A 19,207-nucleotide genomic window follows, 5' to 3' on the forward strand; every position below is an offset into this window, starting at 1 on the left:
TGCGTGAACATCGTTGCGCACGCTCCAGCATGGAAATGCATTTCTGGACGCTCTGCGTCCCACTAAGTGCGCGCCAACGCGGAGCGCTGGCACGAAAGATGGAGGGTTACTTCACCGTCTTCGGCGCCTTGCCGGTGCGCATCTGCTCCAGCAGCGGGCCACACTGATTGGGCTCGCTGTCACCAGTGGCGACCAGCGCCAGCAAACCGGCAACAGGACCTACGGTTGCACCGAGCAGGACCATGCCGGCTCCGCGCAGCAATAACGGGCCAGACTGCACGCCTGCGTTGGGCTTGGCGAACGGGCCGTTGACGTACAGCGGCGAACGCAGCGAGAACACGCGAAAGCCCTTGGATTCCGGATTGATCTGCAGGTCCAGTTGCTCGGTCCTCAGGTTCGCGGTGCCATTGATGTAGATAATGGCGTTCTCGGTATCGAAGACAAACAGCCGGCTGGTCGCCAGCCCGTCCTTGATGCCGAAGTTCGAGGCCGCGCAATTGATCTTCACGTCCTTGTCGCCGAACAGCTTGCCGACCACGTAATTGCCCACGTTGAGCCCGGCAATTTCCATCAGGCCGCGACTGATCGCGCCGTCGTTCACCAGCATCTTCATTTCGCCGTTGGCAGTCCCCAGCAAGGCTGCGACCGAGTTGCCGCGCCCACTGATGTCGGCATCGCCGTTCAGCTCACCGAAGCTGGTTTTCATCGGTTCGAAGGTCGGGAACAGCTGCTTGAGCTTGAAATTGCGCGCCGACAGTTTTGCCCGGCCCTGCATAGGTTTGTTTTGCCCGTTCAGGCGAATATCCGCGTCCAGCTTGCCGCCTGCCACACCAAAACGCAGCGGCTCGAGGCTCAACTGACCATCGTCGAGAACCAGATGGGTGTAGAGGTCGGTGAACGGCAGGTCCGGGCTCTGCACGATGCGCTTGCCGGTGAACTCCACGTCGGCGTCCATCGCCCGCCAGCGATCAGTCTGAAACTCTTCTACCGGCAGAACCTTGCCCGAAGGCTGCTTGCTCTCGCCACCGCGCTTTTTCTGCGCAGCATTGGAGTCCGCACCGATCAACGGCGCGAGGTCACTGAACAGCAATTGGTTGGAGACCAGCACGCCACTCAGCTTGGGCCGGGGCTGACTGGCGACGAAGCCCAGGTCGCCGTGGATATCGCTGTTGCCGATCTTGCCGTTGAAGCCTTCGTAACGAAAGTTGGCACCGGCCGCATCGTGCAGTTTGGCGATCAGGCGGCCATCGGTGGAGTACGCCGGAGAATCCGGCAGGGTCACACCCGTCAGCGGGTACAGATTGCTCAGGCTCGCGCCGGAAAGCTTGAGGCGTAGATCCAGCGCGCCCAGGTTCTGTGGATCGGTCAGGGTCCCGGCGATCACCGCATGGGTGTCACCGACTTTCACGTCAGCCTGTACCGGAAACGGCTGACTGGCGTCCTTGAGCGCGAGCAGACCGCCCACCTTGCCGGTGCCGCTCAGTTTCTGACCGTGGTACTGGCCGGTGACCGCCAGACCGAATGCGTAGTCCTGCGGCACTGCGCCCTTTTCCTGAGCCTTTTGCGCTTCCTTGCTGCCGACGATTTCACTGAACGGGACCGGCTTGCCGAGCAGGTCGATCACGACGTCCAGATTGGCGTTGAGTTTCTGGTCGTTGAAGCTCACCAGCCCCTTGTCGAACTTGATCGCACCGATGTCCATCACCCATTTGGAGGGCTCGGCATTCGGGTCGGACTTGGGCAGTTCGAACACCCAGTTGGCGCGACCATCGGCCAGGCGCTCCAGCCGGGCCTCGGGGCCGGTCAGGTCGATACGCGGGATAACCACTTGCTGCGCCAGCAGCGGCAGCAGCGAGAGACGAAATTCGACGTGCTTGAGGGTCACCATCTGCGGGGTCTTCGACCACTCGGGGTTACCCAGGCTCAGGTCGTCGGCGACAAAATGCGGCGACGGCACCCAGGCGCGCCAGCCACCGAGTTCGGGCTCGCGCGTCCAGCGCACATCCAGATCACCATTGATGGCGAACGGACGATGCAGCGCTTCGCTGACTTTCGCGTTGAGGGTGGGTTTGATGCGGTTCCAGTCGAAAGTGACAATCACAATGACCAATATAGCCAGCACCACCAGCAACGTGGCACCTGTCCAGGCGAAAATCTTGCGGCTGCGCGTCATGCGTGACTCTCCAGAAAACAGCGCCCCGACCCTGGCGCGCTGAATACGACATGAATATTCGACTGACAAACGCGCCGAGGGTTTGATTTGAATACGAAAATGCATCGAAGGCCAGCACTCATGCACTATTACTGGTCAAGGAGCCTGACTGAAAACCCTTTCGACGCAGGTAAAGCGCATTTGCTAAAGTGCATCCCAGCCTAATCCAAGAATCGTTTGAGCCATGCTGCCCCGCGCCGAACAGAAACAACAGACCCGAAGAGCCTTGCTCGATGCTGCCCATCAACTGATGGAGAGCGGGCGCGGCTTCGGCAGCCTGAGCCTGCGCGAAGTGGCGCGCACGGCGGGCATCGTGCCGACCGGGTTCTACCGGCACTTTGAAGACATGGACCAGCTGGGGCTGGCGCTGGTCAGCGAGGTCGGCCAGACCTTTCGCGAGACCATCCGGCTGGTGCGCCACAACGAATTCGCCATGGGCGGGCTGATTCGTGCGTCGGTGAAGATATTCCTCGAACGCGTAGCGGCCAACCGCTCGCAGTTCCTGTTTCTGGCGCGCGAACAATACGGCGGCTCCTTGAAGGTGCGTCAGGCGCTCGGAGCACTGCGCGAAGGCATCAGCGCCGACCTTACGGCCGATCTGGCAAAGATGCCCAAATGGCAGCACCTGAATGCCGATGCACTGTCGATCATCGCCGACCTGGTGGTGAAAAGCGTGTTTGCGATGCTGCCGGAACTGATCGACCCGCCCCCCGCCTCACTTGCCCCGCACCTGACACCTCAGGCGAAGATCACCCAGCAACTGCGCTTCATCTTCATCGGCGCACGGCACTGGCGGGGGCTGGGCAGTCATGATTGAGCGTCAGCACGCTGTACTCCGTCCTGCGGCGTTAACCGTCTCACTATTAACGTTATCTTGATCACCACACTACGCACCAACTTAAAGCACGAACTTGATTGCGCACCATAAAAGATCACTGATAAGCCCGCCAATGCTCGCATCACCTGCCTCTGTCAGCCTTTTCCCTACAAGCTGCACTGTTGGCAAGCCCCTTGCTCTGATTTGACGCATCGCAATTGGCTGGAAGCTATCTGATGCTGGTGATTCACGACCGAATCGAACCTCAGGCCGAATGGGCCGCCGAGCTGCATTTGAATTTCGAGGCACGCAGCAAAAGTCGACTGCGCTGCTTCAGTGCGGAAAACGAAGACGTTGGCCTGTTTCTGCAACGCGGCCAGTCGCCGCTGCGCGATGGCGAGTTTCTGCAGGCCAAGGACGGCCGTGTCGTGCGTGTCTGCGCACGTCCTGAAAAACTCATGCATGTCACGTGCAGCAGCACCTTCGAACTGACCCGCGCGGCTTATCACCTTGGCAATCGTCACGTGGCCCTGCAAGTCGGCGACGGCTGGCTGCGCCTGCTCGACGATTACGTGCTCAAGGCGATGCTCGACCAACTGGGCGCTACTGTCGACACCATCGAAGCGCCGTTCCAGCCGGAACATGGCGCCTACGGCGGCGGGCATCATCACTCGCGCGCAGGCGAGGAGGATTTCAACTATCCGCCGCGCATGCACCAGTTCGGCGTGCGCAAGTGAACAGCGCCTGGGCGCTGTTGCGCCTGGCCAGTCCGCAGCTGCCCATCGGTGGCTACAGCTATTCGCAGGGGCTGGAAATGGCAGTGGAGCAATCCATTGTGGTGGACCCGCAGACCGCGGGCCGCTGGATCGGCGATCAACTGTTGCTTAATCTCGCGCGTTTCGAGGCGCCCCTGCTGCTGGCTCATTGCGAGGCGGCGGCAGCCGGTGACTGGGGCCAGTTGCTGCAAGTCAGCGAACAGCATCGCGCCAGCCGCGAGACCCGCGAGCTGCATCTGGAAAGTCGGCAGATGGGCTACTCCTTGAAGCAGTTGCTCAATGGCCTGCCTGAACTGGATCGTGATGCACGGCATTTTCTGCAGCAGACTGCCGAGCCGCACCTGGCCCTTGGCTGGGCGCTGGCCGCACGCGCCTGGCAGATCAGCCCGCAGGATGCGCTGGCCGCCTGGCTATGGAGCTGGCTTGAAAACCAGCTGGCGGTGCTGATGAAAACCCTGCCGCTGGGCCAGCAAGCCGCCCAGCGCCTGACCAGCGAACTGTTGCCGTTATTGCAGCAGGCGCAGGTCAGTGCCAGCGCACAAGAACCCGGCCATGCCGGCAGCGCAGCCTTCGGTCTGTCCCTGGCGAGCATGGCGCACGAACGTCAATACAGCCGGTTATTCCGGTCCTGATCAGCCCTTATGGAGAACTCAATGAACAGCCAACCTCTGCGCGTCGGAATCGGTGGCCCGGTCGGATCCGGCAAGACGGCGCTGACCCTGGCGCTGTGCCTGGCATTGCGCGACCGCTATAACCTGGCCGTCGTGACCAACGATATCTATACCCGCGAAGACGCTGACTTTCTGGTGCGTAACGAGGCACTGGCACCAGAGCGCATCATCGGCGTTGAAACCGGCGGCTGCCCGCATACCGCGATTCGTGAGGATGCTTCGATCAACCTGGAAGCGGTCGACCAACTCAATCGCCGCTTCGAAGGCCTGGACCTGATCATCGTCGAGTCCGGTGGCGACAACCTTTCCGCGACCTTCAGCCCGGAGCTTTCCGACCTGACCATCTACGTAATCGACGTGTCGGCCGGCGACAAGCTGCCGCGCAAGGGCGGTCCGGGCATCTGCAAGTCCGACCTGCTGGTGATCAACAAGATCGACCTCGCCCCTTTGGTGGGCGCGTCACTGGAGATGATGGACAGCGACACGCGCAGGATGCGTGGCGAAAAGCCGTTCGTGTTCAGCAATCAGAAAACCGGTCAGGGTCTGGAACAGATCATTGCCTTCATTGAGCGCCAGGGCCTGCTGACTGCGGCCGCCTGAATTCACAACCAAAAGGAACCCGTCGATGAATTACAAAAAAGCCCTTGGCGCCCTCGCGCTGTTGCTGGTCCCGACTCTGGCGCTGGCTCACCCCGGTCATGGCGATAACGGCCTGATCGCCGGTATCAGCCACCCGATCGGCGGGCTGGATCATTTGCTGGCAATGCTTGCCGTCGGCTTGTGGGCTGCGCAGCAACAAGGTTCGGCACGCTGGGCGCTGCCGTGCACCTTCGTCGGCACCATGCTGATCGGCGGCATGCTGGGCTTTGAAGGTCTGAACCTGCCAGCGCTGGAAAGCGGCATTGCCGCATCGGTACTGGCTCTGGGCCTGGCCGTGGCATTGGCAGTACGTCCGCCACTGGCATTGGCGGTAGCCGCAACAGCCCTGTTCGCCTTGTTCCACGGCGTGGCGCATGGCCTTGAACTGCCGGAAATGTCCAGCCCATGGGCCTACGCAGCAGGTTTCGTTGCAGCGACCGCGGCCTTGCATGCGCTGGGTTATGCAGTGGTTCGCGTGTTGCCGCAGGCGGCAGCACCGCTGGTGCGTATCGCCGGTGCAGCTTCTGCGGCAGCGGGAGTATGGTTGCTGGCAGCCTGAGGGAGTTTCGCGCTGCTCGTGTCCGCTTCAGCTGGGCATGATCAGCGTGAAAGCACAGGAATGCGGTACAGGTAGAGCAGCACTGCGCTGGCAAACGCCAGCAGGCAGACCGGCAACGGATGCAGACCGAACAGCACCGCGATGGCGGCGATCCAGGCAGGCAACCCGGCGGCCAGAAAGGCCAGGCGGCGGATGGCAGCGAGTTTCAGCCATGCTGCCGGCTCCTCGGGGGTATCGAGTGCAGCCTGGGTGACGGCCAACGCGCGCTTGTACGCGCCGAAGGGTTTCAGGCTGACGAACATCGAGCCTATCCCGGCGATGAACAGCGGGAGCGCCAACACCGGAATGAGCGGCTCGCTGGCACCGAAAAAGACACAGACCACCAGCAATGGCGCCAGGGTCAGGCCCAGTTGACGCCACCATTGCATCTCCAGCTTTTGACGAACCTCGCTGCGTGTCACGCGGGACCGACCTCGCTTTGATGTTCGTTACCCATCATGTGCCCCAGCTTGCCCGCCTTGGTCGCCAGATAAAGGCGGTTGTGCGGGTTTTGCCCGGTGTGCAGAGGCACGCGCTCAGCGACCCTGATGCCCATCTCGGTCAAGGCTTTGACCTTGCGCGGGTTGTTGGTCATAAGCCGTAGCGACTGCACGCCCAGATGCTGAAGCATCGGCAGGCAGATCGCGTAGTCACGCTGATCGGCAGCAAAGCCCAGACGCTCGTTGGCTTCAACCGTATCGGCACCGCCATCCTGCAACTCGTAGGCGCGGATCTTGTTCATCAGACCGATACCGCGCCCTTCCTGGCGCAAATACAACAGTACGCCCCGCCCTTCGGTGGCGATGGCGCGCAGGGCAGCCTCCAGTTGAGAGCCGCAATCGCAACGCTGACTGAACAGGGCGTCGCCGGTCAGGCATTCGGAATGTACGCGACCCAGAACCGGCTCACCGTCCGCCACATCGCCCAGACTCAGGACGACATGTTCACGGCCGGTTGCCGACTCGATAAAGCCGTGCATGGCAAACTCTGCAAAGGGAGTGGGCAGTTTGGAAGCGGCGACAAAGACGACGGGCACCGTGTGCTCCTGATCAGTATGAAGACTGGAAATTCGCAAGATTTGCATTGTAACAGCAGGTTCCTGCAGACGCTCAGGGTGAATTCTCGGGCATTTAGATCATAAAGTTCGATAAATAGAAGCGCTCATCCGCTCACTGCTCACCGCCAAAATGCTGGTAGCCACGCGTGTCGGGTGTGACGTCTTGCCCCGTGTCGTCGAAAAGCACGACGCCTTGCCCCTGCTCTACCCGGCCAATGACATGCACCGGCCAGCCTTCTTTCAGCAGAACCGGCAGATGTTCGGAGGGCAGCGTGAAGGCCAGGATGTAATCATCACCACCGCTCAGCGCGGCCTGTCGGGCTGAGGGCAGATCGAACAAGGTCAGCAACTGATCGGACATCGGCAGCCTGTCGCGCTCGACCACCAGACGCACACCCGAAGCGCGGGCGATATGCCCACAGTCGGCCAGCAGCCCATCGGAGATGTCCAGCGCCGACGTCGCCCTGCCGCGCAAGGCCTGGCCCAGCGCCAGTTGCGGTTGGGGCGACCAGTAGCGGGCCAGCAATGCTTCGGCGATCGAGGGTTCGGCGCTGCGCTGCTTCAATACCAGCGGCAATGCACCTGCGCCATCACCCAGCGTGCCGCCGACACACAGCAGGTCACCCGCCTCGGCACCCGCGCGGGTCAGGGCTGATCCGGCCGGCACAGCGCCGAACACTGTCAGGGTCAGGCTCAAGGGACCGCGCGTGGTATCACCACCGATCAGACGCAGCGAACAGCCTTGCGCCATCTGGTTCAGGCCGCGAGCGAAGGTCTGCAACCAGTCGGCATCGACCTGCGGCAGGGTCAGGGCAAGGGTGAACGCGACAGGCCGGGCGCCCATGGCCGCCAGGTCACTGGCAGACACTGCCAGCGCACGCTGGCCAAGCAGAAAGGGGTCGCAGACATCAGGAAAATGCACCCCGGCAACCAGGGTGTCGGTCGAGATCGCCAACTGCTCGCCGGGCGTCAACGCCAGCAGCGCGCAGTCATCGCCGATCCCCAGGGCAACTTCCTCGCCCGCCTGCGCACAGGGCGCGGCGGCGAAGTAATTGCGGATCAGCTCGAACTCTCCCATGAAGGTCAGGCGCGAATCAGCGCTTGTGGGCCTTCACTTCGACTTCACGCAGGCGCGGCGCCAGCTTGTCCAGCACGCCATTGACGAACTTGTGGCCGTCAGTGGAGCCGTAGACTTTCGCCAGCTCGATGCCTTCGTTGATCACCACGCGATAAGGCACGTCGATGCGCTTGAGCAGTTCGAAGGTGGACAGGCGCAATATCGCCAGCTCAATCGGATCGAGTTCTTCGATGGTCAGGTCAAGGCAAGGCTTCAGAGCGGTGTCGATCTCGGTCTGGTTGGTTGCCACGCCGTGCAACAACTCACGGAAGTAAGTGCCGTCAACGTTACTGAAGTCATTATCGACACGGAACTGGGCTTCGATTTCGTTCAGCGCGTGGCCAGCCATGTGCCGTTGGTACAGGGCCTGAGTTGCCATCTGACGCGCTTCGCGACGTTTGGCGCTCTTGCCCTTGGCGATTTCCGGCGATTTGGCGTCGCGCGGGTTGAACTGGTCGGTATCGTCGGAAATCACTTGGCCTCCAACTGCGACAGCAGGCTGACCATTTCGATGGCGGACAGGGCAGCTTCAGCGCCCTTGTTGCCGGCCTTGGTGCCGGAGCGCTCGATGGCCTGCTCGATGGAATCGACAGTCAATACGCCGAAAGCGACCGGCACGCCGAACTCCATGGACACCTGGGACAAGCCCTTGACGCACTCGCCTGCCACGTATTCGAAGTGCGGAGTACCGCCACGGATCACTGCACCCAGTGCGACGATGGCCGCGAACTCGCTGCGCTGGGCAACTTTCTGCACAACCAGTGGAATCTCGAACGCACCCGGCGCACGGATGATGGTGATGTCGCTTTCGCTCACACCATGGCGTACCAGCGCATCAACGGCACCGCTAACCAGGCTTTCCACGACGAAGCTGTTGAAACGGCCAACTACCAAGGCATAGCGGCCTTGGGGGGCGATGAAGGTACCTTCGATGGTCTTCAAGGTCATTCGGTGAGTCTCGTATTAAAGAGCAAGCCCGCCTTGGGGCGGACTTTGAGGGATATTAGGCCACGAATCATGCCTGTCAGGCCAAAACCTGCGAAAAACCATCTTTCACACGCCCCGACCTGCCAGTATTTATTCGGAGGGCACGTATTCTACAACTTCCAGATCGAAACCGGATATCGCATTGAACTTCATCGGCGAACTCATCAGGCGCATTTTGCGCACGCCAAGGTCACGAAGGATCTGCGAACCGGCACCGACCGTGCTGTACGTAGTCGGCGTCTTGATCGGTTGCTGACCGGCGGTTTCGCGAATATGAGCCAGCAAGACATCGCCATCCAGCGGGTGACCGAGCAGCAGCACCACACCGCTGCCCGCCTCGTTAACCGCGCGCATGGCGGCGCGCAGGCTCCAGCGGCCGGGCTGGTTGACCATCAACAGGTCACGCAGCGGGTCCATGTTATGCACGCGAACCAGCGTGGGCTCTTCGGCACAGATGGTGCCCAGGGTCAGCGCCAGATGCACGTCGCCCTCGACCGAATCGCGGTAGGTCACCAGGTTGAAACTGCCCAGTTCGCTGTCCATCGGCTGCTCGGCAATCCGCTGAACGGTACGTTCGTGGATCATCCGGTAGTGAATCAGGTCGGCGATGGTGCCGATCTTGATGTCATGTTGCAGGGCAAATGCTTCGAGTTCGGCGCGACGCGACATGGTGCCGTCGTCGTTCATGACTTCGCAGATCAGGCCCGTCGGCTCGAAACCGGCCATGCGCGCCAGGTCGCAGGCCGCTTCGGTATGACCGGCGCGCGCCAGGGTGCCGCCCGCCTGAGCCATGAGCGGGAAGATATGCCCAGGGCTGACGATGTCTTCGGCCTTGGCGTCCTTGGCAGCGGCGGCCTGCACCGTGCGTGCACGGTCGGCTGCCGAGATGCCGGTGGTCACGCCTTCGGCGGCTTCGATGGAAACGGTGAACTTGGTGCCGAAACCCGAACCGTTGCGCGCTGCCATCAGCGGCAGCTTGAGGGTTTCGCAGCGCTCGCGAGTCATCGGCATGCAGATCAGACCACGGGCGAAACGCGCCATGAAGTTGATGTGCTCGGGCTTCACGCATTCGGCGGCCATGATCAGGTCGCCTTCGTTTTCGCGGTCTTCGTCATCCATGAGGATGACCATCTTGCCCTGGCGAATGTCTTCGACCAGTTCTTCGATACTGTTGAGCGCCACGCGGCACCCCCTTCAATCAATTCAGGATTTGAGGTAGCCGTTCTCGGCCAGGAAGCTTTCGGTGATCGTGCCGTGGCCCGGCTCGGCGGCCTTGTCACCCAGCAGCAGGCGCTCCAGATAACGCGCCAGCAGATCGACTTCCAGGTTGACCTTACGGCCGGGCTGGTAGTCGGCCATGATCGTTTCGCTCCAGGTATGAGGCACGATGGTCAGTTCAAACTCCGCGCCGTTGACCGAATTGACGGTCAGGCTGGTGCCGTCGACCGTGATCGAGCCTTTGTGGGCGATGTATTTGGCCAGTTCACGTGGCGCACGCACCGTGAACTGAATGGCACGGGCGTTATCCGCACGGGCAACGATTTCGCCGACGCCGTCGACATGGCCGCTGACCAGATGGCCGCCCAGACGTGTGGTCGGGGTCAGGGCCTTTTCCAGGTTGACCCGGCTGCCGCTCTTCAGGTCGACAAAGGCGGTGACGGTCAGAGTCTCGCGGCTGACGTCAGCCCAGAAGCCATCACCGGGCAATTCGACGGCGGTCAGGCATACGCCATTGACGGCAATGCTGTCGCCGAGTTTGACGTCGGTCAGGTCAAGCTTGCCGGTTTCCACGTAAACGCGGACGTCGCCGCCTTTGGGAGTCAGGGCGCGGATGCTGCCAATGGATTCGATAATGCCGGTAAACATGGGTCCTCCGGGAGAACAAGGGCTGCGCGCAAGGCGAAAGCCGGGAATTATACGCCGGGTGTGCGCACAGGGAGAGCGATGACTCGCCAGTCATTACCGACAGCACGCATTTCCACAATGTTCAGTTCCAGCGCTTCGCTCATCTGCGCCAGTGGCAGATCGAGCAGCGGACGGGCCGATGAGCCGAGAAACTTGCCGGCAATGAAGAGCTGAAACTCGTCGACCAGCCCGAGACGCGCAAAAGCCCCCGCCAGTCGCGGACCGGCCTCGACCAGCACTTCATTGACGCCCCGCGCTGCGAGTTCGCCCATCAACCTGCGCAGGTCCACATGACCGGCGCTGTCGGCCAGCGCGAGCATTTCGTGGCCCTCCTCCTGATAGCGGCCTCGCGCCGACGCAGCAGCGCAGGTCACGACCAGCGCACTGCCTGCCTGGAAGAACGGTGCATCGAGCGGCACACGCAAACGGCCGTCGATCAACACGCGCAACGGCGCGCGTGCCGCGGCCAGCGCGGTCAATTCGGCATCGAGCCCCAGTTCATCAGGGCGTATGGTGAGACGAGCCTTGTCAGCCAGCACCGTGTCGGCACCGCTGAGCACCACGCTCGACTGGGCGCGCAGGCGCTGTACGGCAGAGCGCGCCTCGGGGCCGGTGATCCACTGGCTTTCCCCGCTGGCCATCGCCGTTCGGCCATCCAGGCTCATGGCCATTTTGACCCGCACATACGGCAGGCCGGTCTCCATGCGCTTGAGAAAGCCTTTGTTCAGCGCTCGCGCTTCGCTTTCCAGCACACCACACTGAACGCCGATGCCGGCATTCATGAGGCGCAACAGGCCGCGACCGGAAACTTCGGGGTTGGGGTCCTGCATCGCTGCGACAACCCGCGTCAGCCCGGCTTCGATCAGTGCATCGGCACAGGGCGGTGTGCGCCCCTGGTGACTGCACGGCTCGAGGGTGACGTAGGCGGTCGCGCCTCTGGCCAGCTCGCCGGCCTGGCGCAAGGCATGCACTTCGGCATGCGGTTCACCGGCGCGCGCATGCCAGCCTTCGCCAACGATCCGGCCTTCACGCACGATCACGCAGCCGACTCGCGGGTTGGGATGCGTGGAGTACAGCCCCTTGCGCGCCAGCTCGAGTGCTCGCGCCATGTAATGAACGTCGAGAGCCGCCTGTTCAGTCAGCAATGCATTTATTCCTTGCCCGGCTCGCGGGCCAGACGATCGATTTCTTCACGGAATTCGTTGAGGTCCTGAAAGCGGCGGTACACCGAAGCGAAGCGGATATAGGCCACTTCGTCGAGCTTCTGCAGCTCGGTCATCACCAGCTCACCCACCACCAGTGATTTGACTTCGCGTTCGCCGGTTGCGCGCAGCTTGTGTTTGATGTGAACCAGGGCCGCTTCCAGGCGCTCGACACTCACCGGACGCTTTTCGAGCGCCCGCTGCATACCGGCGCGCAGTTTTTCTTCATCGAAAGGCTGGCGGCTGCCGTCCTGCTTGATCAGACGCGGCAAGACCAGCTCGGCCGTTTCGAACGTGGTGAAGCGCTCGCCGCAGGCCAGGCACTCGCGTCGGCGGCGTACTTGCTCGCCTTCGGCGACGAGGCGGGAGTCGATGACTTTGGTGTCATTGGCACCGCAGAAGGGACAGTGCATGGTGGCTGGCAACAAAAGAATGAGGAGCGCCATGTTAGCGCATCCTGCTGGCAAGACAAGGCTGAGGGTTTACGGTATATAGACGCACATTAAAGCGGTGTGAAATTGTCCGGGCTCGGTAATACTGCACGCTTGGCGTCCCCCAGCCTTTCGAATTTTGTCTTGTGGAGCTTTTGATGACGTTACGCCCCGCTTTTCTACTCTGCTTCATCGGCTTGCTGGCCGCGTGCAGCAGTAATGACGCGCCGAAACCGGCTGCGCCGCCACCGGTCGCACCTTCGATCAAGCTGCCCGCCGGGCCGGGGCCACTGCAACCTTACCAACGTGAACTCAGCGGGCAATTGCTGGGCGTGCCGGCCGGCGCCGAGGTCGAGCTGGCAATGCTGGTCATCGACGAGCGCGGGCGTCCACAGAAGCTGCTGACCAACACCCTGCTCAAGGGCAACGGTCAATCATTGCCTTTCCAGCTGCGCTTCAACCCGGAAGCCTTTCCGGTCGGCGGACGCGTCGAGTTGCGTGGCCGCGCCAGCAAGTCCGGGCAATTGATCCTGCACCTGCCGTCAATGCGTATCGATCAGCCGGTGACTCAGGCCCTGGGGCAGTTGCAGTTCGTCAAGGCGCCATGATCGCTCCGCAGCATCTGCAACACGCGCTGAGCGAACTGCTTGGCGACGCCCGGTTGGTAGTCACTGCGCTGCCGGGCACCGAGCTGAAGCTGTGGCTGATCGACGATGTCAACATGGACCGCGCCTTCAGCCCGGAGGAAACGCGGCGCATTCTGGAAGAACCACCGTACTGGAGCTTCTGCTGGGCGAGCGGCCTGGGCCTGGCGCGTTTTCTGGCTGAAAACCCGCACTGGGTGGCCGGCAAGCGGGTACTGGACTTCGGTGCAGGCTCGGGTGTAGCGGGCATTGCCGCGCTCAGGGCCGGGGCGCTTGAGGTGGTGGCCTGTGATCTCGACCCTCTGGCGCTCGCTGCCTGCCGGGCCAATGCCGAACTCAATCAGGTGCCATTGAGTTACTCGACGGATTTCTTTGCCGAGGCGGACCGCTTCGATCTGATTCTGGTCGCCGACGTGCTCTACGACCGCGCCAACCTGCCGTTGCTTGATCAGTTTCTCTCCCGGGGCCGCGAGGCACTGGTGGCAGATTCCCGCGTGCGCGACTTCAAACACGCTGCCTACCAGCGTCTGACGATGCTGCATGCCCACACCCTGCCGGACCTGGCCGAACCGCACGAGTTTCGCGACGTGAGCCTCTATCACGCGGCGCGGTGAGCGCTAAATAACAGTCCGGGATTGCTCAGCTAAACGGCTTTTGTAGGAGCGAACTTGTTCGCGAAGACGGTCGTTCAAACGATAAATTTCCAGAGAGCTTTCCACCCCTTTCGCGAACAAGCGAAGCGTCGCCCGGTTCGCTCCCACGGCCTTCGGCCAGCATCAATAGCAATGAGTGTGGGCACGATCATGTCCAATAGACGACACCGCTTTCAGCATTGCCCTGCGGGCTTTATAGTTGGCAGCATTCAGATTCTTCGAGACGTGCAATGAGCCAGGAAACTGCTTACATCTTCGACGCAACCGCCGCGAACTTCGATCAACTGGTGATCGACAAGTCCTTCGACCAGCCGGTGCTGGTGGATTTCTGGGCCGAGTGGTGTGCGCCCTGCAAGGTCTTGATGCCCCTGCTGCAGCAAATCACCGAGAGTTATCAGGGCGAGCTGCTGCTGGCCAAGGTCAATTGCGACATCGAGCAGGACATCGTGGCGCGCTTCGGCATTCGCAGCCTGCCGACCGTGGTGCTGTTCAAGGACGGCCAGCCGGTAGATGGCTTTGCCGGTGCCCAGCCCGAGTCGGAAATCCGCAAGATTCTCGACCAGCACGTGGTCATGCCGCCACCGCCAGCCGCCGACCCGCTCAAGCAGGCACAGGCGCTGTTTGCGGAAAGTCGTTTCGCCGAAGCCGAAGCACAGCTCAAGGTGCTGCTGGGCGAAGACAACACCAATGGCGCCGCGCTGATTCTGTATGCGCGCTGCCTGGCCGAACGTGGCGAACTGAGCGAGGCCAAGGCTGTGCTGGATGCGGTCACCGGTGATGCGCACAAGGCCGAACTCGCCGGCGCCAAGGCCCAGCTGACGTTCCTCGCGCAAGCCGCGACCCTGCCGGACGCCGCCGAACTGAAAAGCCGTCTTGCGCAAAACCCGCAGGACGATGAAGCGGCGCTGCAACTGGCGATTCAGCAGTTGTCGCGTCAACAGTACGAAGCGGCGCTCGAGGGCTTGCTCAAGCTGTTCATCCGCAATCGCAATTACGCCGAGGGCCTGCCGCACAAGACGCTGCTGCAGGTATTCGACCTGCTGGGCAACGAGCACCCGCTGGTCACGGCCTACCGCCGCAAACTGTTTGCCGCGCTGTACTGAGGTAAAAAGCAACAGGCACGGCTCGGGTGCCTGTTGTTATTGAAAGCCGTCAGGTCACGTCGCTTCGACCCAGCTGTACAGCGGCGCATCCCCGCCGCTCTCGACTTTCACGTTCGCCGAGTGACGCAAGCGCACCAGCAGATGCTTGCCCGCAGCGGTACTGCCCGCCAACCCTTCCAGTTGCCCCAACAGATCCGGCCCACTCATCTGCCCGGCCTTGCGCAGCAATTCCTGAGCGACTTGCCAGAGCCTGTCGTCCTGGTTGAGCGGCGTGCTCTCGGCCACGGCGGCTGGCGCCTCCGGGGCCACGCCCTTGAGCTGCGCGCCCAGTTGTGCCCAGTCTCCTTCGTCCAGTTCTAGGGTCAAATCCACCGGCCACTGGCCTACGGTTCCACGAATACGCAACATGATGTGCACCTGCTGACAGTCAGGCGTACATGCTCCCACAGGCTGGCGCGCATTCCCATGATCAACCGTAACGCCACTGATTGAGGAGCGGTTCCTTGCCGTTCATGAAATTGCCAAGCGCCCGCACGTCGTAGACGTTTTCCCAGTACTCGATAATTCGGCCATCGCGAAACCGCCACAGGCCGCAAAACGGCATGATGATTTTCCGGCCCTCGCAACTGGCGCGCATCTCGCCCAGCACCGAGCCGAAGTGATCGTTGGCGACGATGTCGTGGACATCCATGTACAGGGTCTGATGCGTGCGTCTGATCAGATTGATCTGGTGGGAAAGCACGGCCTCCTTGCCAACGGCTATGGACAAGCCACCGCCAGCGCCTTGATCCGCCTTGTGCAGCACGATGTCAGCGTCGGCGAATTCGGTGATGCGTGTCATATCCTTGTACACCGCACGCAGGACTTCTCTGTTCGAATGGAGCTTGTTCATGAGTATCTTCCCTGATGTCGCGCTCGGCCCAGGTCGAGCGCAGGTCCCGGCTGGCGATGAAAATCTTTCCTGCGCATCCGGCGCAGGTGTAGCGATTTTCATCTTCCAGAGTAGGACTTGATAACGCGAAGTGTGAGACTACTTAGGCATAAGCACTGCACGGGGTATTCCCGATAAACTCGTCGATGGTGCTTTGCTGCAGCCCGGTCACCCGGCGCCTGGATAAAAACACGTCCACGCAGAACGCTACTTGTTATAAGATCACATAACAGTTTTTCTCGATTATTGTTCTGGAGCCCGCTATGCGCCGTCTGCTACTCGCCCTGCCTTTCGCCCTGTTGCCACTCGTTGCTGCGCACGCGGCTGAAGAACACGACCACGATCATGGCGATGAACATGGCAGCCTGGGCGCGCACGAGCATGGCGTAGGGCGTCTCGATGTGGTGCTGGAAGGCAAGACGCTGGAATTCGAATTCGACAGTCCGGCCATGAACATCGTCGGCTTCGAACACGTTGCGACCTCGGATGAAGACAAGGCCAAAGTCGCCAAGGCCCGCGAATTGCTGCTCAAGCCCAACGCGTTGTTCAGCATTGCCGATGCCGCCAATTGCTCGGCCACTTCGGTGAAGCTGGAAAGCCCGCTGTTTGGTGACAAGGATGACGATCACGACGCGCATGCCGACGCTGGCGATGCCGAGCATCACGAGCACAGTGAAATCCACGGTCACTACAAGTTCGTCTGTGACGCACCGGCCATTCTGAAGAAGCTCGACCTGTCGCAAATCTTCAAAACCTTTCCCGACACCAAGAAGCTTCAGGTACAACTGATTTCGCCAGGCGGCCAGTCGGGCGCAGAAGTGATCGCAGCCAACCCGACGCTGAAATTCTGATCGCACCCTGCGGCACAACGACCGGGCCTGGCCCGGTCTTTTAATTTCCAACCGAGCGTGAGTCAGCCCATGACCCAAGCACTGATCGAACTGTCGGACCTGCGCTTCAACTGGCCCGGCCACCCGCAACTGCTGGACATCCCCGAGTTCCGCCTGCAAAGCGGTGAAACCCTGTTCCTCAAAGGCCCGAGTGGCAGCGGTAAAACCACGCTACTGGGCCTGCTGGGCGGTGTGCAAAAACCGGTCAGCGGCAGCATTCGCCTGTTGAATCAGGACCTGTCGGCCCTCTCTTCGGCCGCGCGTGATCGCTTTCGCGTCGATCACACCGGCTACATCTTCCAGCAGTTCAACCTGCTGCCGTTTTTGTCGGTGCGGGAAAACATCGAACTGCCCTGCCACTTTTCCAGCGTGCGTGCCGAGCGTGCCAGGCAACGCCACGGCAGCGTCGAGAAAGCGACCACCACCCTGCTCGCCCACCTGGGTCTGGAAGATCCGGCGATGCTGACACGCCGCGCCGACTCGCTGTCGATCGGCCAACAACAGCGAGTCGCTGCCGCCCGCGCGCTGATCGGTCAACCGGAACTGGTGATTGCCGACGAGCCTACGTCTGCGCTGGACGCGGACTCGCGCGAGGCGTTCATTCGCCTGTTGTTCGCCGAGTGCCGCGAGGCCGGGGCCAGCCTGCTGTTTGTCAGTCATGACCAGAGCCTGGCACCGCTGTTTGATCGCAATCTGTCGCTGAGCGACCTGAATCGCGCCGCCGTCGCCGTGGAGATTTGAGATGTATCTGTTTCGTCTGGCCATGGCCAGCCTGGCCAACCGCCGTTTCACTGCATTCCTCACTGCCTTCGCCATTGCGCTGTCGGTTTGCCTGTTACTGGCCGTCGAACGGGTGCGCACCGAAGCGCGTTCCAGTTTCGCCAGCACCATCAGCGGCACCGACCTGATCGTCGGTGCACGCTCGGGCTCGATCAACCTGTTGCTGTACTCGGTGTTCCGCATCGGCAATGCCACCAACAACATTCGCTGGGACAGCTTCGAGCATTTCGCCAACAGCAAGCAGGTCAAGTGGGCGATCCCGGTTTCGCTGGGCGACTCCCATCGTGGCTATCGGGTGATGGGCACCAATGAGGCGTATTTCGAGCATTACCAGTTCGGTCGCCAGCAGCACCTGGAAATGGCCGAAGGACGCGAGTTCAAGACCGACCCCTTTGAAGTGGTGCTGGGTTCGGAGGTCGCCAAGGCGCTGCATTACAAGCTGGGCGACAAGCTGGTGCTGGCGCACGGTGTAGCGGTGATCAGCCTGGTCAAGCATGACGACAAACCGTTCACCGTGGTCGGCATCCTCAAGCCGACCGGGACGCCGGTGGACCGCACGCTGCATATCAGCCTGGGCGGCATGGAAGCCATTCATATCGACTGGCACAACGGCGCCCCGGCACGCGGCAGCGAGCGCATTTCAGCCGATCAGGCGCGCAATATGGACCTGACGCCGACTGCGATCACCGCGTTCATGCTGGGCTTGAACAGCAAGATTTCCACCTTCAGCCTGCAACGCGAGATCAACGAATACCGTGGCGAACCCATGCTGGCGATTCTGCCCGGCGTGGCACTGCAGGAGCTGTGGAGCCTGATGGGCACGGCGGAAAAGGCGCTGTTCGTGATTTCGCTGTTCGTGGTGCTGACCGGGCTGATCGGCATGCTGACCGCGATTCTCACCAGCCTCAATGAACGGCGCCGGGAAATGGCCATCCTGCGCTCGGTCGGCGCGCGCCCTTGGCATATCGCAAGCCTGCTTATACTCGAAGCCTTCGCCCTGGCGCTGGCGGGTGTCATCAGCGGCCTTGCGCTGCTCTATATCGGCATCTTCGTGGCCCGCGACTACGTGCTCGACAACTACGGTCTGTACCTGTCGTCTATGCCACCTGGCCAATATGAATGGACATTACTCGGTGCCATTCTCGGCTGCGCGCTGTTGATGGGAACCGTGCCAGCCTGGCGAGCCTACAGGCAGTCACTGGCCGATGGACTGTCGATTCGTTTATGAGGACCTTCATGATGCGGCGCATGCTACTCACTCTGCTGTTCTCGGTTACCACTCAAGTGTGGGCCGCCGAGCCGCGTGAGCTGACCTGGAATGACATGATTCCACCCGATGCACCTGTGGTGAAGCCGGTAACGGCTCCGCTCCACGATATGTCCAAGCTGTCCGATGCACTGGCCATGGAGGCAGCGCCTGCGGCCCACCAACTGGCGCCGCATGCGCCGGTGGTCAAGGCACTGGATGGCAAACTGGTGCGTTTACCGGGCTACATCGTGCCGCTCGAGGTCAGTGAGGAAGGCCGGGTGACGGAGTTTTTGCTGGTGCCGTATTTCGGCGCCTGCATCCATGTGCCGCCGCCACCGGCGAACCAGATCGTGCACGTCACGAGCGAGCTGGGTGTGAAGGTCGATGAGCTGTATCAGCCGTACTGGATCGAAGGACCGATGCAGGCCAAGTCGTCTTCCAGCGAACTGGCAGAAGCGGGCTATCAGATGCAGGCAGACAAGATTCTTGTCTACGAGTTGCCGGATTCATAAGGATGACGAGGTTCCCAGCGATTTCATTGAGCT

Annotated in this window: 24 protein-coding genes; 12 read left to right on the forward strand and 12 right to left on the reverse strand. The window is 61.6% G+C overall.

What is annotated here, in order from left to right; all coding sequences use genetic code 11:
• Positions 1–106: 106 nt before the first annotated feature.
• Entirely contained in the window at positions 107–2,173 is a 2,067-nt protein-coding gene (locus tag AC54XV_RS23400) for an AsmA family protein (RefSeq protein WP_111522226.1), read from the reverse strand.
• Between the two features lie 223 nt (positions 2,174–2,396).
• On the opposite strand from AC54XV_RS23400, the gene AC54XV_RS23405 reads away from it, so the two are divergent.
• From AC54XV_RS23405 to AC54XV_RS23425, 5 genes are all read left to right on the forward strand, one after another.
• Positions 2,397–3,029, forward strand: a complete 633-nt coding sequence (locus AC54XV_RS23405) for a TetR family transcriptional regulator (protein WP_002555418.1) — start codon at positions 2,397–2,399, stop codon at positions 3,027–3,029.
• A 236-nt stretch (positions 3,030–3,265) separates the two neighbouring features.
• A complete protein-coding gene (gene ureE / locus AC54XV_RS23410) occupies positions 3,266–3,766 on the forward strand; it encodes an urease accessory protein UreE (protein WP_003347894.1) in 501 nt (166 codons plus the stop codon).
• Positions 3,763–4,437, forward strand: coding sequence for an urease accessory protein UreF (locus AC54XV_RS23415; protein WP_024640908.1), 675 nt, complete (start codon positions 3,763–3,765; stop codon positions 4,435–4,437). The genes ureE and AC54XV_RS23415 overlap by 4 nt, the downstream gene beginning before the upstream one ends.
• 21 nt (positions 4,438–4,458) lie before the next feature.
• The gene (ureG, locus tag AC54XV_RS23420; protein WP_003368915.1) at positions 4,459–5,076 is read left to right on the forward strand and encodes an urease accessory protein UreG; all 618 of its coding nucleotides are present in this window, start codon (positions 4,459–4,461) and stop codon (positions 5,074–5,076) included.
• 25 nt (positions 5,077–5,101) lie between these two features.
• A complete protein-coding gene (locus AC54XV_RS23425; protein ID WP_003368916.1) occupies positions 5,102–5,674 on the forward strand; it encodes a HupE/UreJ family protein in 573 nt (190 codons plus the stop codon).
• A 41-nt stretch (positions 5,675–5,715) separates the two neighbouring features.
• Here the strand turns inward: AC54XV_RS23425 and AC54XV_RS23430 are convergent, their stop codons facing one another.
• The 9 genes from AC54XV_RS23430 to nrdR all read right to left on the reverse strand — a co-directional run bounded on the left by AC54XV_RS23430 (position 5,716) and on the right by nrdR (position 12,394).
• Positions 5,716–6,135 (reverse strand): hypothetical protein, encoded by a 420-nt coding sequence (locus AC54XV_RS23430; protein ID WP_024640907.1) that lies wholly within the window; start codon positions 6,133–6,135, stop codon positions 5,716–5,718.
• Positions 6,132–6,749: a GTP cyclohydrolase II gene (ribA, locus tag AC54XV_RS23435; protein WP_003419520.1), complete on the reverse strand. Its 618-nt coding sequence runs from the start codon at positions 6,747–6,749 to the stop codon at positions 6,132–6,134. The genes AC54XV_RS23430 and ribA overlap by 4 nt, the downstream gene beginning before the upstream one ends.
• A 133-nt stretch (positions 6,750–6,882) precedes the next feature.
• Positions 6,883–7,848, reverse strand: a complete 966-nt coding sequence (gene thiL / locus AC54XV_RS23440) for a thiamine-phosphate kinase (RefSeq protein WP_496717239.1) — start codon at positions 7,846–7,848, stop codon at positions 6,883–6,885.
• A gap of 16 nt (positions 7,849–7,864) precedes the next feature.
• Positions 7,865–8,362, reverse strand: a complete 498-nt coding sequence (nusB, locus tag AC54XV_RS23445) for a transcription antitermination factor NusB (RefSeq protein WP_011269045.1) — start codon at positions 8,360–8,362, stop codon at positions 7,865–7,867.
• On the reverse strand, positions 8,359–8,835 hold the full coding sequence (ribH, locus tag AC54XV_RS23450; protein ID WP_002555427.1) for a 6,7-dimethyl-8-ribityllumazine synthase: 477 nt from the start codon (positions 8,833–8,835) through the stop codon (positions 8,359–8,361). The genes nusB and ribH overlap by 4 nt, the downstream gene beginning before the upstream one ends.
• A 129-nt stretch (positions 8,836–8,964) precedes the next feature.
• On the reverse strand, positions 8,965–10,056 hold the full coding sequence (gene ribBA / locus AC54XV_RS23455; RefSeq protein ID WP_003400327.1) for a bifunctional 3,4-dihydroxy-2-butanone-4-phosphate synthase/GTP cyclohydrolase II: 1,092 nt from the start codon (positions 10,054–10,056) through the stop codon (positions 8,965–8,967).
• A 21-nt stretch (positions 10,057–10,077) separates the two neighbouring features.
• A complete protein-coding gene (locus tag AC54XV_RS23460) occupies positions 10,078–10,740 on the reverse strand; it encodes a riboflavin synthase (protein WP_003317049.1) in 663 nt (220 codons plus the stop codon).
• Positions 10,741–10,787: 47 nt separating this feature from the next.
• A complete protein-coding gene (gene ribD, locus AC54XV_RS23465) occupies positions 10,788–11,888 on the reverse strand; it encodes a bifunctional diaminohydroxyphosphoribosylaminopyrimidine deaminase/5-amino-6-(5-phosphoribosylamino)uracil reductase RibD (protein ID WP_161806347.1) in 1,101 nt (366 codons plus the stop codon).
• Between the two features lie 41 nt (positions 11,889–11,929).
• Positions 11,930–12,394: a transcriptional regulator NrdR gene (nrdR, locus tag AC54XV_RS23470; RefSeq protein ID WP_003317051.1), complete on the reverse strand. Its 465-nt coding sequence runs from the start codon at positions 12,392–12,394 to the stop codon at positions 11,930–11,932.
• Positions 12,395–12,570: 176 nt separating this feature from the next.
• Here nrdR and AC54XV_RS23475 point away from each other — a divergent pair, with 176 nt between their 5' ends.
• The 3 genes from AC54XV_RS23475 (at position 12,571) to trxA (ending at position 14,812) form a co-directional block, all read left to right on the forward strand.
• Positions 12,571–13,020 carry a lipoprotein gene (locus AC54XV_RS23475; protein ID WP_003419544.1) on the forward strand — a complete coding sequence of 150 codons (450 nt, stop codon included), beginning with the start codon at positions 12,571–12,573 and terminating at the stop codon, positions 13,018–13,020.
• A complete protein-coding gene (locus AC54XV_RS23480) occupies positions 13,017–13,670 on the forward strand; it encodes a class I SAM-dependent methyltransferase (RefSeq protein WP_058399418.1) in 654 nt (217 codons plus the stop codon). Before AC54XV_RS23475 ends, AC54XV_RS23480 begins: the two co-directional genes overlap by 4 nt.
• A 269-nt stretch (positions 13,671–13,939) precedes the next feature.
• The gene (gene trxA, locus AC54XV_RS23485) at positions 13,940–14,812 is read left to right on the forward strand and encodes a thioredoxin (protein WP_024638220.1); all 873 of its coding nucleotides are present in this window, start codon (positions 13,940–13,942) and stop codon (positions 14,810–14,812) included.
• Between the two features lie 54 nt (positions 14,813–14,866).
• On the opposite strand, the gene AC54XV_RS23490 is transcribed toward trxA, so the two are convergent.
• Together AC54XV_RS23490 and AC54XV_RS23495 are read right to left on the reverse strand one after the other, a co-directional pair.
• On the reverse strand, positions 14,867–15,220 hold the full coding sequence (locus tag AC54XV_RS23490; protein ID WP_058399419.1) for a hypothetical protein: 354 nt from the start codon (positions 15,218–15,220) through the stop codon (positions 14,867–14,869).
• A gap of 61 nt (positions 15,221–15,281) precedes the next feature.
• Entirely contained in the window at positions 15,282–15,704 is a 423-nt protein-coding gene (locus AC54XV_RS23495) for a nuclear transport factor 2 family protein (RefSeq protein WP_024638219.1), read from the reverse strand.
• Between the two features lie 302 nt (positions 15,705–16,006).
• Between AC54XV_RS23495 and AC54XV_RS23500 the strand changes: the two genes are divergently transcribed.
• From AC54XV_RS23500 to AC54XV_RS23515, 4 genes are all read left to right on the forward strand, one after another.
• On the forward strand, positions 16,007–16,594 hold the full coding sequence (locus tag AC54XV_RS23500) for a DUF2796 domain-containing protein (RefSeq protein WP_003400340.1): 588 nt from the start codon (positions 16,007–16,009) through the stop codon (positions 16,592–16,594).
• 69 nt (positions 16,595–16,663) lie between these two features.
• Positions 16,664–17,374, forward strand: coding sequence for an ABC transporter ATP-binding protein (locus tag AC54XV_RS23505; protein WP_058399420.1), 711 nt, complete (start codon positions 16,664–16,666; stop codon positions 17,372–17,374).
• A 1-nt stretch (position 17,375) separates the two neighbouring features.
• Positions 17,376–18,641, forward strand: a complete 1,266-nt coding sequence (locus tag AC54XV_RS23510; protein WP_058399421.1) for an ABC transporter permease — start codon at positions 17,376–17,378, stop codon at positions 18,639–18,641.
• Positions 18,642–18,649: 8 nt separating this feature from the next.
• Entirely contained in the window at positions 18,650–19,174 is a 525-nt protein-coding gene (locus AC54XV_RS23515; protein ID WP_004412093.1) for a DUF3299 domain-containing protein, read from the forward strand.
• The last annotated feature ends 33 nt before the right edge of the window (positions 19,175–19,207 follow it).

This window comes from Pseudomonas fragariae (ex Marin et al. 2024) (genome assembly GCF_059621105.1).